Annotated in this window: 16 protein-coding genes, 3 tRNA genes and 1 pseudogene; 11 read left to right on the top strand and 9 right to left on the bottom strand. The window is 54.1% G+C overall.

All coding sequences use genetic code 11. The annotated features are described in order from the left end of the window. The 3 genes and pseudogenes from C3708_RS10045 to C3708_RS10035 all read right to left on the bottom strand — a co-directional run. A pseudogene (locus C3708_RS10045) lies at positions 1-128 on the bottom strand (IS481 family transposase); the annotation flags it as partial. 128 nt (positions 129-256) lie between these two features. Next, positions 257-1,045, bottom strand: coding sequence for a siderophore-iron reductase FhuF (gene fhuF, locus C3708_RS10040; RefSeq protein WP_103947152.1), 789 nt, complete (start codon positions 1,043-1,045; stop codon positions 257-259). 98 nt (positions 1,046-1,143) lie between these two features. Beyond that, on the bottom strand, positions 1,144-2,208 hold the full coding sequence (locus C3708_RS10035) for a GGDEF domain-containing protein (protein WP_095280660.1): 1,065 nt from the start codon (positions 2,206-2,208) through the stop codon (positions 1,144-1,146). 216 nt (positions 2,209-2,424) lie between these two features. Here C3708_RS10035 and C3708_RS10030 point away from each other — a divergent pair, with 216 nt between their 5' ends. Beyond that, the gene (locus tag C3708_RS10030; RefSeq protein ID WP_103949180.1) at positions 2,425-2,694 is read left to right on the top strand and encodes a DUF1435 domain-containing protein; all 270 of its coding nucleotides are present in this window, start codon (positions 2,425-2,427) and stop codon (positions 2,692-2,694) included. A 40-nt stretch (positions 2,695-2,734) separates the two neighbouring features. Here the strand turns inward: C3708_RS10030 and C3708_RS10025 are convergent. The 4 genes from C3708_RS10025 to rsmC form a co-directional block, all read right to left on the bottom strand. Next, positions 2,735-2,821, bottom strand: a tRNA-Leu gene (locus C3708_RS10025). Positions 2,822-2,854: 33 nt separating this feature from the next. Further along, positions 2,855-2,941: transfer RNA gene (locus tag C3708_RS10020), tRNA-Leu, on the bottom strand. A gap of 29 nt (positions 2,942-2,970) precedes the next feature. Then, positions 2,971-3,057, bottom strand: a tRNA-Leu gene (locus tag C3708_RS10015). Positions 3,058-3,211: 154 nt separating this feature from the next. After that, the gene (gene rsmC, locus C3708_RS10010; protein WP_095280661.1) at positions 3,212-4,240 is read right to left on the bottom strand and encodes a 16S rRNA (guanine(1207)-N(2))-methyltransferase RsmC; all 1,029 of its coding nucleotides are present in this window, start codon (positions 4,238-4,240) and stop codon (positions 3,212-3,214) included. Between the two features lie 102 nt (positions 4,241-4,342). On the opposite strand from rsmC, the gene C3708_RS10005 reads away from it, so the two are divergent. The 8 genes from C3708_RS10005 to C3708_RS09970 all read left to right on the top strand — a co-directional run bounded on the left by C3708_RS10005 (position 4,343) and on the right by C3708_RS09970 (position 10,664). Continuing rightward, the gene (locus C3708_RS10005; RefSeq protein ID WP_103949179.1) at positions 4,343-4,756 is read left to right on the top strand and encodes a DNA polymerase III subunit psi; all 414 of its coding nucleotides are present in this window, start codon (positions 4,343-4,345) and stop codon (positions 4,754-4,756) included. Continuing rightward, positions 4,725-5,168, top strand: coding sequence for a ribosomal protein S18-alanine N-acetyltransferase (rimI, locus tag C3708_RS10000; protein WP_095280663.1), 444 nt, complete (start codon positions 4,725-4,727; stop codon positions 5,166-5,168). The genes C3708_RS10005 and rimI overlap by 32 nt, the downstream gene beginning before the upstream one ends. Before the next feature lie 17 nt (positions 5,169-5,185). After that, the gene (yjjG, locus tag C3708_RS09995; RefSeq protein ID WP_103949178.1) at positions 5,186-5,863 is read left to right on the top strand and encodes a pyrimidine 5'-nucleotidase; all 678 of its coding nucleotides are present in this window, start codon (positions 5,186-5,188) and stop codon (positions 5,861-5,863) included. A gap of 91 nt (positions 5,864-5,954) precedes the next feature. Beyond that, positions 5,955-7,544, top strand: coding sequence for a peptide chain release factor 3 (prfC, locus tag C3708_RS09990; RefSeq protein ID WP_095280665.1), 1,590 nt, complete (start codon positions 5,955-5,957; stop codon positions 7,542-7,544). Positions 7,545-7,848: 304 nt separating this feature from the next. Then, positions 7,849-8,454, top strand: a complete 606-nt coding sequence (gene osmY, locus C3708_RS09985) for a molecular chaperone OsmY (RefSeq protein WP_095280666.1) — start codon at positions 7,849-7,851, stop codon at positions 8,452-8,454. 83 nt (positions 8,455-8,537) lie between these two features. Next, positions 8,538-8,699 carry a DUF1328 domain-containing protein gene (locus tag C3708_RS09980; RefSeq protein ID WP_002887716.1) on the top strand — a complete coding sequence of 54 codons (162 nt, stop codon included), beginning with the start codon at positions 8,538-8,540 and terminating at the stop codon, positions 8,697-8,699. 133 nt (positions 8,700-8,832) lie between these two features. Beyond that, positions 8,833-9,885: a patatin family protein gene (locus tag C3708_RS09975; protein ID WP_095280668.1), complete on the top strand. Its 1,053-nt coding sequence runs from the start codon at positions 8,833-8,835 to the stop codon at positions 9,883-9,885. Continuing rightward, positions 9,882-10,664, top strand: coding sequence for a TatD family hydrolase (locus C3708_RS09970; RefSeq protein WP_103949177.1), 783 nt, complete (start codon positions 9,882-9,884; stop codon positions 10,662-10,664). The genes C3708_RS09975 and C3708_RS09970 overlap by 4 nt, the downstream gene beginning before the upstream one ends. Here C3708_RS09970 and C3708_RS09965 read toward each other — a convergent pair. Both C3708_RS09965 and C3708_RS09960 read right to left on the bottom strand, forming a co-directional pair. Further along, entirely contained in the window at positions 10,659-11,519 is an 861-nt protein-coding gene (locus C3708_RS09965; RefSeq protein ID WP_095280670.1) for a YjjW family glycine radical enzyme activase, read from the bottom strand. The two genes, C3708_RS09970 and C3708_RS09965, sit on opposite strands and share 6 nt — an antisense overlap. Beyond that, the gene (locus C3708_RS09960) at positions 11,494-13,041 is read right to left on the bottom strand and encodes a YjjI family glycine radical enzyme (RefSeq protein WP_103949176.1); all 1,548 of its coding nucleotides are present in this window, start codon (positions 13,039-13,041) and stop codon (positions 11,494-11,496) included. Before C3708_RS09960 ends, C3708_RS09965 begins: the two co-directional genes overlap by 26 nt. A gap of 261 nt (positions 13,042-13,302) precedes the next feature. Between C3708_RS09960 and deoC the strand changes: the two genes are divergently transcribed. Then, positions 13,303-14,082, top strand: coding sequence for a deoxyribose-phosphate aldolase (deoC, locus tag C3708_RS09955; protein WP_103947176.1), 780 nt, complete (start codon positions 13,303-13,305; stop codon positions 14,080-14,082). 135 nt (positions 14,083-14,217) lie between these two features. Further along, positions 14,218-15,540 (top strand): thymidine phosphorylase, encoded by a 1,323-nt coding sequence (gene deoA / locus C3708_RS09950; RefSeq protein WP_103949175.1) that lies wholly within the window; start codon positions 14,218-14,220, stop codon positions 15,538-15,540. The last annotated feature ends 49 nt before the right edge of the window (positions 15,541-15,589 follow it).

Here is a 15,589-nt window from a genome sequence, read left to right as displayed (position 1 = left end):
GTAGCGGGCGAAATGCCGTAGTGACGGCAAAGAGAACGGATGTTCGCCCCGTCTTGCGAGGCGAACAGAACAAACTCGGTACGTAATGACATGGTATCTCTCGCATCCCAGGGCATAAGCGACTCCAAAAACGGGTTCGTATGCCTTAGTTGTAAGTGTCTACCATGTCCCCGAACAAGTGTTCATGATGTCCCCGGACCGTACAGGGAGAGGGTCAGGGTGAGGGCACCAGCGCGCGCTGTTCCCCGTCATCAAATCATTTCAACGTACAATCGCCGCACTGTTGAACATCTGGCAAGCGATAGCGCTGACAGCAGGTACGACGCACCAGCAGCCCGTCGCGTGGGACCACGGTGCGGAAAAGCGGGTTGTCCTGACCATCCGCAAGCTGTTTAGCAAAGAAGCAGGACTGACGCAGTGCCTCGACGGTCTCGTCACCCAGCACCGGTTTCATTTCTGTCAGATACCAGTGAATGAGATACCCGGTATTGCTCCAGATAAGCTTCCCATTGATATCACCCGTCTCCTCAAGCGCCTTCACCACAGGAATAAGCGCCTGCTTCACCAGCGTTTCCATGCGCTCGGTCGCTGAGAGCAGCGTAGCATTCCTGTCTTCATGCACGTCAATCCAGAAACAGGCCGCACGACCAGTCTCATGGAACTCGACGTAAAAGTGCTCCGGAGAAAGATCCAGCGCCATATTCTGAGTGAGCAGGGCAATCATCAGCGGTGGCACCATCAGCCCGAAATACCACTGCGCCCACAGGGACAGTAGCGGTTTGTTTTCCCGCGCGAGGTTTGGCTGATTACGGTAGATATGATCAGAGTAGGCGGCGAACAGGGACTGCATCTCTGCCGGACGACACCACTGCTCCAGCGTCATGGCCTGATGAGGATGTGCTTCATCCAGCTTGGTGAAATCTAGCAGGTAAGCGCGATGCTCGGCGATGGTTTCCCGAATGGAGTCCGCAAGCGTTGTACTCCCGGCGGAGAGAGGAACTCGCCAGAGGATAGGATCAACGATTTGTGCGGAACGTGTAGCCATAAAGGATTAGGATAAGAATCTAAATGATAATGATTGCCAATCCTAGCCATAGAGTAAACCGATCGCAAGCCTTTTGTCGGGAAAGCGAGAGCTGGGGCTTATCCGGTGTGTAGCTCAGGGCTTAAAAGGATATTGTTGCGACCCATATGCTTGGCTTCGTACAGGGCTTTATCGGCTTTTTCGAGGGCGCTTTCGATATCTTCTGACTCGAAAATGGCAATGCCGATACTGATGGTGACATTTGTCGCCACGCTCTCGTTAAACATATGTGGGATCTTCAGGTCGTAGACTTTCTGGCGGATGCGTTCCGCCGTCTGACGTGCCTGATCGATGGTGACGCTGGTCAGCAGTACCATGAACTCTTCGCCGCCAAAGCGGGCAACGATATCCCGGGAACGTACCGCATCGCGGATCGCGGCGGATACCCGAATCAACGCCTGATCGCCCATCATGTGGCCGTAGTGATCGTTATAGGCTTTGAAATGGTCGATATCCAGCAGCAGAACGAAATGCTCCCCGTGCTCTAGCGTCGGGAGATTCTCCAGCCGATTTTGCAGGCCACGGCGATTATACAAGCCAGTAAGAGGGTCCATCATGCTCAGGTCATTGAGCGTTTCTCGCTCCTCAAGCAGGCGGTAGAGCAAATCTTGCGCGAAGCGATCGTTACGTTTTTGAATCACGTGATGAATAGCGATTCCAATCATCGGCAGTGCGAGGGAGTAGACAATCCGCAGCCAATGCTCGTAAGGACTAAACCAGAGGCAAACGATAAACGTTGGCAATGAATGGATGGTAAACGCCTTGATATCACTGGCAAATGCCAGCGAGCCGATGAACAACACGCTTAACAGCGCCAGCAGCAGGAAGGTGATGGGGTCTTGTGTCACCAACGTGTATTTATAGGCGATATGCCAGGCCCATAATGCCCCAAAGATAAATGAAATCAGCGGAATATGGATCTGGCGGGTTTTATGCTTCCAGTGCCAGATAAGCAGCGACAGGCTGAGCGTGAAAATGAGCGCGACGGGAAGAGTGAGCGTATGCACGGTGTACAGGGGATTCAACACACTGAAAAGCGCTGACACGGTGTTCAGAAACAAAAATAAACGTAAAGATAACTGATATTTCTTGTGACGTAATGAACGCCAGGATTGTGCTGTCATGTCGGTATGTTTTTATTAATACTTAATTAAATCAAACTAATGGCGGCCAGTGCGAATGAAAAACTATGAAATTATCAGGGACTAAAGTATCAGGAATTAGTAATGTGTAGTTAACAGGTGTGCAATTTATCACCTTACTCATTTCCTGTCATTACGCGAAAGGTAAAGGTGACGAGATTGTCGCGGCTGATGCTGACAAATGAGAAAACCTATCATATGATATTGGTTATCATTATCGAATTGAGAGAGAAAACCATGTTGAGCAAGGCGCTGGGAAGTGGATGGGGTGTACTGCTGCCGGGCATTGTCATCGCCGGGCTAACGTTTGCCGATCTCTCATTAGACGTCTGGAAAGCGATTATTGTGTCGGGCTTACTGGTCACCTCAGGAATGATCTGGCACAAACAATTACGCCATTTTGTCCTGCTGCCGTCGTGCGTAGCGCTGATCGGTGGAATGCTGGTGATAATGATGAGTTTGAAATAGAGAATAAAGCAGAGATAAATCAGGGAGGAGATAAGATAAGTGGTGCGAAGAGGGGGACTTGAACCCCCACGTCCGTAAGAACACTAACACCTGAAGCTAGCGCGTCTACCAATTCCGCCACCTTCGCACTGTTATCTTATTCTTTTTGATATTGCCTCGTTGGTGCGAGGGGGGGGACTTGAACCCCCACGTCCGTTAAGACACTAACACCTGAAGCTAGCGCGTCTACCAATTCCGCCACCGTCGCCCGGTGAGAACAATATCAAACATGGTTTGTGGTGCGAGGGGGGGGACTTGAACCCCCACGTCCGTAAAGACACTAACACCTGAAGCTAGCGCGTCTACCAATTCCGCCACCGTCGCATACCATAATACTTAAAAAGTATTGCAACCACGGAGGCGCATTCTAGATGTTTTCAGCTTTTCGTCAACAGATAATTAGCCGGGGCGTTTTAATTGCTGCAAAAATGGGCACTTGAATCGCCCGGAGCGCAAAACGCTGCCGGGCGCAAGGGAATTACTTCTTCGCCTGACGGGTCATCACCGTGCGGTACACTTTGAAACGCCCGGTCTGGGCCAGCACTTCGTGGAAGCCAAAAATCTCATCCAGCAGTTTTGGATAAGGAAGGAAGGCGTTCGCCACGATACGCAGTTCGCCACCGCTGTTAAGATGACGCACCGCGCCACGGATCAACGTTTGTGCTGCTTCGAGGCTGGTTTCCATACCGTCATGGAATGGCGGGTTGGAGATAATCATATCGAAACGGCCCGTCACTTCGGAGAACACGTTGCTGGCAAAGACTTCGCCTTCGATTTCATTTGCCGCAAGCGTAGCACGACTCGCTTCAACAGCCGGAGCGCTTACGTCGCACAGTGTCAGACGTACTTTTGGTGAATGGCTGGCGAGCACGGCAGACAGCACGCCCGCGCCACAACCGACATCCAGCACTTTGCCTTTCGTATGTGGAGTGAAGGTGGACAGCAGGAGTTGGCTACCCACGTCCAGTCCGTCTCGGCTAAAGACGCCCGGCAACGTTTTGATAGTTAACCCTTCGAGCTGATATTCGCCCCAGGCTTTCTCGGCATCAAATTCTGGCTGTTTTTCCAGACGGCCGTGGTACAAACCGCAGCGACGGGCGCTGTCGATTTTATTCAGCGTTGCGTATTCCGCCAGCATCTGCTCGGCGCTGCGCACGCCGCTGCGGTTTTCACCGACGACAAACACATCGCAGCCAACAGGCATCATGGAGAGCAGATTCATCAGCTGGAACTGTGCTTCCGGCTTGTTCTTCGGCCAGTAGTACACCAGCGTATCGCAGCCTGCGACGTCACTTTGTTCAGCCACCAGACTAAAGCGCACGCGGTCTTCCATCTGACGGCTCAATACCTGCCAGTGGTGGAACTGCTGGGTATGCGCGCGGCTTTCGGCGCATTCGAAACGGGCAGGCAGATCGTCCTGCATATCTCCGGCAAACAGAATACGGCTTTGTTCGAAATCATCACTGTGACGCAGCAAGACTTCACTTGCCGGGGTAAATGCAGACATGAATTGTTCCTCAATAAACTCAGCCGGGGATTATAGTAGTTTGTTGGCGGATATACGACGAATTTGCTATATTTGCGCGCCTGAGAGACAGGAGTTTTCCCTATGACATCCCGACGTGACTGGCAGTTACAGCAGCTTGGCATCACCCAGTGGGCTCTGCGTCGCCCGACGGCGTTGCAGGGTGAAATCGCTATTTCCATTCCGGCACACGTTCGTCTGGTGATGGTGGCCGAAAAGCTGCCTGCGCTCACTGAAACGCTGATTGGCGATGTGCTGCGCGCGCTAAAACTGAGCGCGGATCAGGTGTTACAGCTGACGCCCGAGCGCGTGGCGATGCTGCCATCGGAGAGCCGCTGTAATAGCTGGCGACTGGGTGTCGCGGATGAGACCCCGCTTGAAGGCGGTCAACTTCGCACGGCCACACTGGAAGAATTGAAAGCAAACCCAAAGGCGCGAAGCGCGCTATGGCAACAAATCTGCGAATATGAACACGATTTCTTCCCTCACGACGACTGATCTTGCATCAGCGTTCGCGATCGAAACCCGCGCCCACGCTTTTCCGTGGAGCGAAAAAACATTTGCCAGCAATCAGGGTGAGCGCTACCTAAATTTCCGCCTGGATGTTGATGGCGAAATGGCCGCGTTTGCCATTACTCAGGTCGTGCTGGACGAGGCGACGCTGTTTAACATCGCCGTCGATCCTGCATATCAGCGTCGGGGATTAGGCAGAGAACTGCTGGAGTTTTTGATTCGCGAACTGGAGACGCGTGACGTCTTCACGCTGTGGCTGGAGGTTCGCGCCTCCAACTCTGCTGCCATCGCACTTTATGAGAGCTTAGGCTTTAACGAAGCGACGATTCGCCGTAACTATTACCCGACTGCCGAGGGCCGCGAAGACGCCATCATCATGGCGCTACCGCTTGGATAACGAATAAGGTTGTAACGATGAAATGGGACTGGATTTTCTTTGATGCCGACGAAACGCTGTTTACGTTCGATTCGTTTGGCGGCCTACAGCGGATGTTTTTGGACTACAGCGTCACCTTTACCGCCGAAGATTTTCAGGACTATCAGGCGGTAAATAAACCGCTTTGGGTGGACTACCAGAACGGTGTCATCTCGGCGTTACAGCTTCAGCATCAGCGTTTTCAGGGCTGGTCGGAGCGTCTTAACGTGACGCCCGGTGCACTGAACGAGGCTTTCCTCAATGCGATGGCGGAGATTTGTGCACCGCTGCCGGGGGCGATCTCCCTGCTGAACGCGCTCAAAGGCAACGTGAAGCTTGGCATCATCACCAACGGCTTTACCGCCCTGCAGCAAATCCGCCTTGAACGCACGGGCCTGCGCGACCATTTCGACTCGCTGGTGATTTCCGAACAAGTTGGCGTGCCAAAGCCCGATCCGCGTATTTTTGACTATGCGCTGGAAAAAGCCGGTCATCCCGCTCGCGAGCGCGTGCTGATGGTCGGAGACACCGCAGAGTCGGATATTCTGGGCGGAATGAAGTCCGGGCTGGCGACCTGCTGGCTGAACGCGCACGGTCGCGCACTGCCGGAAGGCATCGAACCGACCTGGACCGTATCATCATTGAACGAACTGGAGCAGCTCCTGTGTAAACAATGATTGCCTGCCCCCCATTGATGGGTAAAATAGCCGCAATTTCGTATTCCATGATGCGTGGCCTGCTGCCGCGCTTATATAAGAAGATTTGATTATGACGTTGTCTCCTTATCTGCAAGAGGTGGCGAAGCGCCGTACTTTTGCCATTATTTCTCACCCGGATGCCGGTAAAACGACCATCACCGAAAAGGTGTTGTTATTCGGACAGGCAATTCAGACCGCCGGTACGGTAAAAGGCCGTGGCTCTAGCCAGCACGCGAAATCCGACTGGATGGAGATGGAAAAGCAGCGTGGTATTTCGATTACCACCTCCGTGATGCAGTTCCCGTATCACGACTGCCTGGTGAACCTGCTGGACACTCCGGGTCACGAAGACTTCTCTGAAGATACCTACCGCACCCTGACGGCCGTTGACTGCTGTCTGATGGTGATCGACGCCGCGAAAGGTGTAGAAGATCGTACCCGTAAGCTGATGGAAGTGACCCGTCTGCGCGATACGCCGATCCTGACCTTCATGAACAAACTCGACCGTGACATCCGTGACCCAATGGAAGTGATGGACGAAGTGGAGCGCGAGCTGAAAATTGCCTGTGCCCCAATCACCTGGCCGATCGGCTGCGGTAAGCTGTTCAAGGGCGTCTACCACCTCTATAAAGATGAAGTGTACCTGTACCAGACCGGTAAAGGTCACACCATCCAGGAAGTGCGCATCGTTAAAGGTCTGGACAACCCGGATCTGGATGTGGCCGTTGGCGAAGAGCTGGCCAACCAGCTGCGCGATGAGCTGGAGCTGGTTAAAGGCGCGTCTCACGAATTTGACCATGAGCTGTTCCTGGCTGGGGAAATTACGCCAGTGTTCTTCGGTACTGCACTGGGTAACTTCGGTGTGGACCACATGCTCGACGGTCTGATTGAGTGGGCACCGCAGCCAATGCCGCGCAAAACAGACTCCCGTCTGGTGGAAGCCGCCGAAGAGAAGTTCACCGGTTTCGTGTTTAAGATTCAGGCCAACATGGACCCGAAACACCGCGACCGCGTGGCCTTCCTGCGTGTGGTTTCCGGTAAGTACGAGAAAGGCATGAAGCTGCGCCAGGTGCGTATCGGTAAAGACGTGGTTATTTCCGACGCGCTGACCTTCATGGCGGGCGACCGTTCGCACGTTGAAGAGGCTTATCCGGGCGACATCATCGGTCTGCACAACCACGGCACAATCCAGATCGGTGACACCTTCACCCAGGGTGAAATGATGAAGTTCACCGGTATCCCGAACTTCGCGCCGGAACTGTTCCGTCGTATCCGCCTGAAAGATCCGCTCAAGCAGAAACAGCTGCTGAAAGGTCTGGTCCAGCTCTCCGAAGAGGGCGCGGTGCAGGTCTTCCGCCCAATCGCCAACAACGATTTGATCGTTGGCGCGGTCGGTGTGCTGCAGTTTGACGTGGTGGTTGCGCGTCTGAAGAGCGAATACAACGTTGAAGCGATTTACGAATCCGTCAACGTGGCAACCGCGCGCTGGGTCGAGTGTTCTGACGTGAAGAAATTCGAAGAATTCAAACGTAAGAACGAAATCCAGCTGGCGCTGGATGGCGGTGATAACCTGACCTATATCGCCCCAACGATGGTGAACCTGAACCTGACGCAGGAACGTTATCCTGACGTGCAGTTCCGTAAAACCCGCGAGCACTAATCCCCTCTCAGAGCACGGCGCCCGCCGTGCTCTTCTTAAACTTCAGCCTTATTAATCCCTTGCGGAATGTTCTTAATTCAACGCGTTTTTGGCGTTATTGCTCGTTTTTTGCCCGATTCTGAAAGCGGCTTTGTCAATGTGATCTATATTTAACTCAGTGTTTAACACCGGGCGCGGATGATAGTTCTGTTCAATGCGTGTTCATGAGTCTCTCATCCCGACCCTGTGTTTATTCGCAAAATTAAAAACTAGTATGAAGGGATGTTCGACGCTCAACTGATGGGCAAACTACAGGAATAAATCGATGAATATGACAAGCCTGAAGATTTCTAAAACTCTGTTAGCCGTCACGCTTAGTGGCCTTCTGGTCAGTGGTTCCGCACTTGCTGAAAACAGCGTGCAATCCACCGCGGATAGCGCAGGGCAAAAAATCGATAGCTCTATGAATAAAGTCGGTAATTTCATGGATGACAGCTCTATCACAGCAAAAGTGAAAGCGGCTCTGGTGGACGATGAAAACATCAAGAGCACCGACATTTCCGTGAAAACGGATAAAAAAGTAGTCACTCTGAGCGGCTTTGTTGAAAGCCAGGCGCAGGCTGAGCAGGCCGTCACCGTAGCGAAAGGCGTTGAAGGCGTTACTTCCGTCAGCGACAAACTGCATGTGCGTGATGGCAAAGACCAGTCTGTAAAAGGTTATGCGGGTGACACAGCAACCACCAGTGAAATCAAAGCTAAACTATTAGCAGATGACATTGTGCCGTCACGTAAAGTGAAGGTCGAAACCACTGATGGTGTGGTTCAGCTCTCCGGTACGGTGGATTCCTCAGCGCAGGTTGAACGTGCTGAAACTATCGCTAAAGCCGTAGATGGCGTGAAAAGCGTCAAAAACGATCTGAAAGCGAAATAAGAACGACTTTTGGACACAACGCTTGTGAGCACCTGAGCGCTCACGTATAGCGGCTGATATTAACTATGGTAAAGGAGAGTTCTATGTTTCGTTGGGGCATTATATTTCTGGTTATCGCGTTAATTGCCGCCGCTCTGGGCTTTGGTGGTCTGGCGGGTACAGCGGCCGGCGCGGCGAAAATTGTCTTCGTCGTCGGTATTATCCTGTTCCTGGTCAGCCTGTTTACCGGACGCCGTCGTCCCTAGCAAAGCGTAATTAGCCTGTCGTTAATCGACAATCTTCTCAAAGCCCGTCCCTGTGACGGGCTTTTCATGTTTGAGTCATAGGGCCAGTTTGCGCTACTGTGTAATGACATAAAAACGAAAAACAGGTGCAGCAGTGGGCCAGAGAATTCCCGTTACGCTCGGCAATATTGCGCCGTTGGCGTTAAAACCCTTTCGCGTCGGACGACTCGCACTGGTATGCGAAGGCGGTGGGCAAAGAGGCATCTTCACAGCCGGGGTACTGGATGAGTTCATGCGCGCGCAATTTAACCCCTTTGACCTGTTTTTCGGCACCTCCGCCGGGGCGCAAAACCTCTCGGCTTATGTCTGCAACCAGCCTGGCTATGCGCGCAAAGTCATCATGCGCTACACCACTTCACGAGATTTCTTCAATCCGCTGCGCTTTGTGCGCGGCGGGAATCTTATCGATCTCGACTGGCTGCTCGATTCCACCGCCAGCCAGATGCCGCTGGCGATGGACACCGCGTCCCGCCTGTTCGATAGCGGAAAAGAGTTCTGGATGTGCGCCAGTCGGGGCGACGACTACTCGCCGGGCTACTTCTCGCCGCAGAAAGAGAACTGGCTGGATATCCTTCGCGCCTCCAGCGCGATCCCTGGTTTCTACCGAACCGCCGCGGCGCTTGACGGAATCAACTACCTGGACGGCGGGATCAGCGATGCGGTACCCGTTCAGGAAGCCGCCCGGCGCGGGGCGCAAACTATTGTGGTGATCCGCACCGTGCCGTCGCAGATGTACTACACCCCACAGTGGTTTAAGCGGATGGAAAAATGGCTGGGAGACAGCAGCCTGCAACCGCTGGTGAATATCGCCAATTTGCATGAAACCAGCTACAGCGCAATGCAGCGCTTTATCGAAAAGCCGCCGGGCAAGCTGAAAATCTTTGAAATTTATCCGCCAAAACCCCTCAACAGCATGGCGCTGGGCAGTCGTATACCTGCCCTACGGGATGATTACAAAACAGGGCGTCTGTGCGCGCGCTATTTCCTCGCAACGGTAGGCAAACTGCTGGCCGAACGTCCGCCTATTCATCGACATAAACGCATTATCCTGCCACCTGCGATTGTGGCGAACGATGCCCTGACGATGCCACTGGTGAATGTCCCGCAGGCTAACGATACGACCTTTGATAATGAGGATTTGGCGTGACTTTCCGCTTTGTCGACACCCATTGCCACTTTGATTTTCCGCCCTTTACCGGCAATGAAGCGCAAAGCATTGTTCAGGCGGCAAGCGCGGGTGTACAGGTGATTGTTGTGCCCGCCATCGAAGCGGCAAATTTTAGTCGGGTACTCGATCTGGCCAGAACGCACACCGCGCTCTACGCCGCGCTGGGCCTGCATCCAATTGTTATAGAAAAGCATCAGGATGCGCATCTGGAACAGCTGGAAGCGTGTATTCTCAGCGCCGGAGAAAAGCTGGTGGCGATAGGCGAGATCGGCCTCGATCTCTATCGCGACGATCCACACTTTGATCGCCAGCAGGCGCTTCTGGACGCGCAGCTAAAGCTCGCAAAACGCCACGATTTGCCGGTGATCCTCCATTCCCGACGCACCCACGATAAACTGGCGATGCACCTTAAACGCCACGATTTACCGCGAACCGGTGTGGTGCACGGTTTTTCCGGTAGCCTGCAGCAGGCGCAGCGTTTCATTGAGCTAGGCTACAAAATCGGCGTTGGCGGGACGATCACCTATCCACGCGCCAGTAAAACCCGCGACGTGATGGCGCAATTACCCCTTTCATCCCTGCTGCTGGAAACCGACGCACCGGACATGCCGCTGAACGGTTTTCAGGGCCAGCCTAATCGACCGGAGCAGGCGGCGCGTGTGTTTACGACTTTATGTGAATTGCGCGAGGAACCTGCAGAGGCGATTGCCGATGCGCTGCTGCGCAACACCGGCGATCTGTTTGGCATCACTCTATAAATAGAGCGCCGGGCGGATCACGGTGATCCGGCGTTTTTCCAGCGCAACGGCCAGCGGTTCAACATCGTCCGCCGTGGCGCTGCGCCAGCGGGCCGCTTCACCATAAACGCCGTGGGCGTGAAAGGCGTTGATCCGCACCGGTACGTCGCCCAGAGCGTGAATAAAGGCGCTCAACGGCCCCAGATGTTCGAAGTAATCACAATGATCGGGGATCACCAGCAGGCGCAGTTCCGTCAGGCGTTTATGCTGGGCCAGCCAGCGAATGCTGTGTTTGATCTGCGGGTTTTCGCGTCCGGTCAGGAAACGATGATGTTCGTTATTCCACGCTTTCAGATCCAGCATCGCGCCATCAAACACCGGCAGCAGTTTTTGCCAGCCGGTTTCACTCAGTAAACCGTTGCTGTCCACCAGACAGGTCAAATGCTTCAGTGATTCGTCGGCTTTGACGGCGTGAAACAGCGCCACTAAAAACGGCAGTTGGGTAGTGGCTTCGCCGCCGCTGACGGTGATCCCTTCGATAAACGGTGCGACTTTGCGGATCTGAGCGAGTATCTCCTCCACGCTAAAACGGTGGGCCATCGGCGTGGACTGCTGCGAACAGACGTGCAGGCAGGTATCGCACTTCTGGCAGTCGCTTTCCTGCCACCAGACCCGCCCGGCCTGAAGGGTCAGGGCATCGTGCGGGCAATGCACCACACAGTCGCCGCAGTCATTGCAGCGACCGATGGTCCACGGATTGTGGCAGGTTTTGCAGCGCAGATTGCACCCCTGCAGGAACAGCGCCAGGCGACTGCCCGGTCCGTCCACGCAGGAGAAAGGGATAACCTGACTAACTAAAGCGCATCTGCTGTTCATGGCTCATCACGCGCGGCTGACGTTCAAGAATACGGGTATTGCGGGCAGCCTCTTCGCCAAGCCAGGTGGTGTTAGTGCGAGACCCTTCTGCGCGGTATTTCTCCAGATCCGATAAGCGCACCATATACCCGGTGACGCGCACCAGATCGTTCCCGGCCACGTTAGCAGTGAACTCACGCATTCCAGCTTTAAAGGCGCCGAGACAAAGCTGAACCACTGCCTGCGGGTTACGTTTGATGGTTTCGTCCAGGGTCAGAATATCGCTGATACCGGAATGATAATGTTTGTGATGCGGTGCGACGGCCAGCAGATGGCTGATCGGGTCTGGCTCGTCGCCGTACGGCAGACGCGCTCCCGGCGTGGTGCCGGAATCAGAGCTGATACCGGACTGCGCATGCAGCATCGCGCGCTGTTTCCAGCCGTGTTTCACCGGCGTGTTTTCGACAAATTCCGCGAGTTGTTCACTGATGCGATACCCCAGCGCATTGGCCTGCTCATCTTTGCCGTAACGCCCGTCCAGCCCGGCTTTCTCACACAGGATATTCACTGCTTCTGCCAGGCCGTACATACCAAACATCGGCACAAAACGATCCGCATCAATCAGCCCCTCTTTCACCAGGAAGCTATTCTCAAAGAAGCCGGATTCCTGATAAAGGAAATCACAGCGGGCATCAATGATGGCGATCTGCTGCTGACAGTAGTGCGGTAGCGTGCGGGTAAAGAAATCTTCCACTGATTCGCTATTCTGTGCGATAGCCTTGAGATTGAGGCGAACCAGGGTACTGCCACCGCCCGCCAGCGGCAGAGAGTTGTAACAACTCACCACACCATAACCGCCTTTTGTGAAAATTTTATCATTCACCGGACCGTTTGAAATATGCGGTTTACTGCACTCACAAATATTTTTGGCGACGCTTAACAGCAAATCGTCCGGCGTGATTTCTGGATCGTAGATAAAGGTCAGATTCGGTGCAACCTGCTTCAGTTCTGCGTCGGCGCGTAAAATGGCGCGCGCGACAGGGGTATCGGCAGGGCCGATATTGGCGTGCATAAAGGCGTCAGGCAGGGTGCGGTCGAGATAACGCCAGAAACGTTTTATTCGGCTATCTATTTCGTCTTGTGTTAGAATTATAACATATGGTTGCAGCAGTGCGTCGAGATGGCCGAGAAACACCGGCATTGATGTAACGGATGGAACATGGTGGTAGAGGATAGTGAGTAACGACAGGGCGTCATCGAGATCTTTCGCCCCTTCCAGCTCTAACCACTCTGAGCCGTTCGCCAGGAATTTGGCATAGTCCGGCAGAACGTAGCGCGGTTTGTAGGGCGCATGGCCTTCAAACATGTCGCAGATAAAACCCTCGTCCAGCGCGGCGCGCGCCGTGTCTGAAAGCGTGGGGTAGGGCAGATTGTTTTCCGCTTCCAGCGCCAGAAAATGGCGTTTCTGCTCAGGCGTCAGTACTGGGCTTGTCACAATTTGCTGGCAACGTTGTTGCATCGCATCGAGGCCGGAGGTGGACATGTTCGCTTCCTTTTATTCTGCGGATGATGGGCAGATTGTAGGAACTCATCGCGCAAAGGCCTTTGATCCGACGCGGGTGATTGCTGTTTTAGCCAGCAGTATGAAGTTTAAAGTTTGAAGTTGATCTCATTACAGTAATGCAAATTTGTATGCAGTTTTCATTAACTGTGATGAATGTCGAAGTGTGAATGCGGGTGAATGTTAGAATACTCACAGACCCGCACGGTGAAAATTTATACGGCAAAGCCGTTGGAGAATGTTATGACTGATTTAACCGCAAGCAGCCTGCGCGCGTTGAAACTGATGGACCTGACCACCCTGAACGATGACGACACCAATGAAAAAGTGATCGCATTGTGCCATCAGGCGAAAACGCCGGTAGGCAATACCGCTGCTATCTGTATCTATCCGCGTTTCATCCCGATTGCCCGTAAAACGCTGAACGCCCAGGGTACCCCTGACGTGCGTATCGCCACGGTCACCAACTTCCCACACGGTAACGACGACATCGATATCGCGCTGGCCGAAACCCGCGCGGCGATTGCCTACGGTGCAGACGAAGTGGACGTGGTCTTCCCGTACCGCGCACTGATCGCCGGTAACGAGCAGGTTGGTTTTGACCTGGTGAAAGCCTGTAAAGACGCGTGTGCGGCGGCTAACGTGCTGCTGAAAGTGATCATCGAAACCGGCGAGCTGAAAGAAGAAGCGCTGATTCGTAAAGCGTCTGAAATCTCTATCAAAGCCGGTGCGGATTTCATCAAAACCTCTACCGGTAAAGTGCCGGTCAATGCGACGCCAGAAAGCGCGCGCATCATGATGGAAGTGATCCGCGACATGGGCGTCTCTAAAACCGTTGGTTTTAAACCTGCAGGTGGCGTACGTACCGCAGAAGATGCGCAGCAATTCCTGGCTATCGCTGACGATCTGTTTGGTGCTGACTGGGCGGATTCCCGCCACTACCGCTTCGGCGCATCCAGCCTGCTGGCAAGCCTGTTGAAAGCGCTGGGTCACGGCGACGGCAAGAGCGCAAGTAGCTACTAAGCCTTATATTGCCGGATGTGTAGTGACGTTGGCCGGATAAGGCGCAGCCGCCATCCGGCATGAATACGACTGCCGGGTGGCGCGTTGCTTACCCGGCCTACAACGGCCTTCTACTCTTTTCCCCTGGGGGTTACCGTGTTTCTCGCACAAGAAATTATTCGTAAAAAACGTGATGGTCATGCATTAAGCGACGAAGAGATCCGCTTCTTTATCAACGGTATTCGTGATAACACCATCTCTGAAGGGCAGATTGCCGCCCTGGCGATGACCATTTTCTTCCACGATATGGCGATGCCGGAACGCGTCTCGCTGACCATGGCGATGCGAGATTCAGGGACCGTCCTGGATTGGAAAAGCCTTAACCTCAACGGCCCGATTGTGGATAAACACTCCACCGGCGGTGTGGGCGATGTCACCTCACTGATGCTCGGCCCAATGGTCGCAGCCTGCGGCGGTTACATCCCAATGATCTCTGGTCGCGGTTTGGGCCACACGGGCGGTACGCTCGACAAACTGGAAGCCATTCCGGGCTTCGATATCTTCCCGGATGACCAGCGCTTCCGCGAAATTATTAAAGACGTTGGTGTGGCGATCATCGGCCAGACCAGCTCTCTTGCTCCGGCGGATAAACGTTTTTACGCCACCCGCGACATCACCGCGACCGTCGATTCCATTCCGCTGATCACCGCTTCGATCCTCGCTAAAAAGCTTGCCGAAGGTCTGGATGCGCTGGTGATGGACGTGAAAGTAGGTAGCGGTGCGTTTATGCCGACCTTTGAACTCTCTGCGGCACTGGCCGAAGCGATCGTTGGCGTCTCCAACGGCGCAGGCGTGCGCACCACCGCGCTGCTCACCGACATGAATCAGGTGCTGGCGTCCAGCGCCGGTAACGCGGTCGAAGTCCGCGAAGCCGTGCAGTTCCTGACCGGCGAATACCGCAATCCGCGTCTGCTCGACGTCACCACGGCCCTGTGCGTGGAGATGTTGATTTCCGGTAAGCTTGCCAAAGACGACGCTGAAGCACGTGCGAAACTGCAGGCAGTGCTGGATAACGGCAAAGCGGCTGAGATCTTCGGTCGTATGGTTGCGGCGCAAAAAGGCCCGACCGATTTCGTCGAAAACTATGCGAAATATCTGCCGACCGCGACGCTCAGCAAAGCGGTGTACGCCGATGTGGAAGGGTTTGTTTCCGCGATGGACACTCGCGCGCTGGGCATGGCCGTGGTCTCGATGGGCGGCGGACGCCGTCAGGCATCGGACACTATTGATTACAGCGTCGGCTTTACCGATATGGCGCGTCTGGGCGACAGCGTCGACGGACAGCGCCCGCTGGCGGTTATCCACGCCAAAGATGAAGCCAGCTGGCAGGAAGCGGCGAAAGCGGTGAAAGCGGCCATTAAACTTGACGACACAGCTCCCGAAACCACACCAACCGTCTATCGTCGTATCACCGAATAGCGGTATACTGATCTGATCGGTTTTTTATGAATTTTTGAAGCACATAAGT

The sequence above is a fragment of the Lelliottia sp. 7254-16 genome (genome assembly GCF_002922995.1).
Classification (GTDB): Bacteria; Pseudomonadota; Gammaproteobacteria; order Enterobacterales; family Enterobacteriaceae; genus Enterobacter; species Enterobacter jeotgali.
This window is presented reverse-complemented; position numbering and strand designations above follow the sequence as displayed.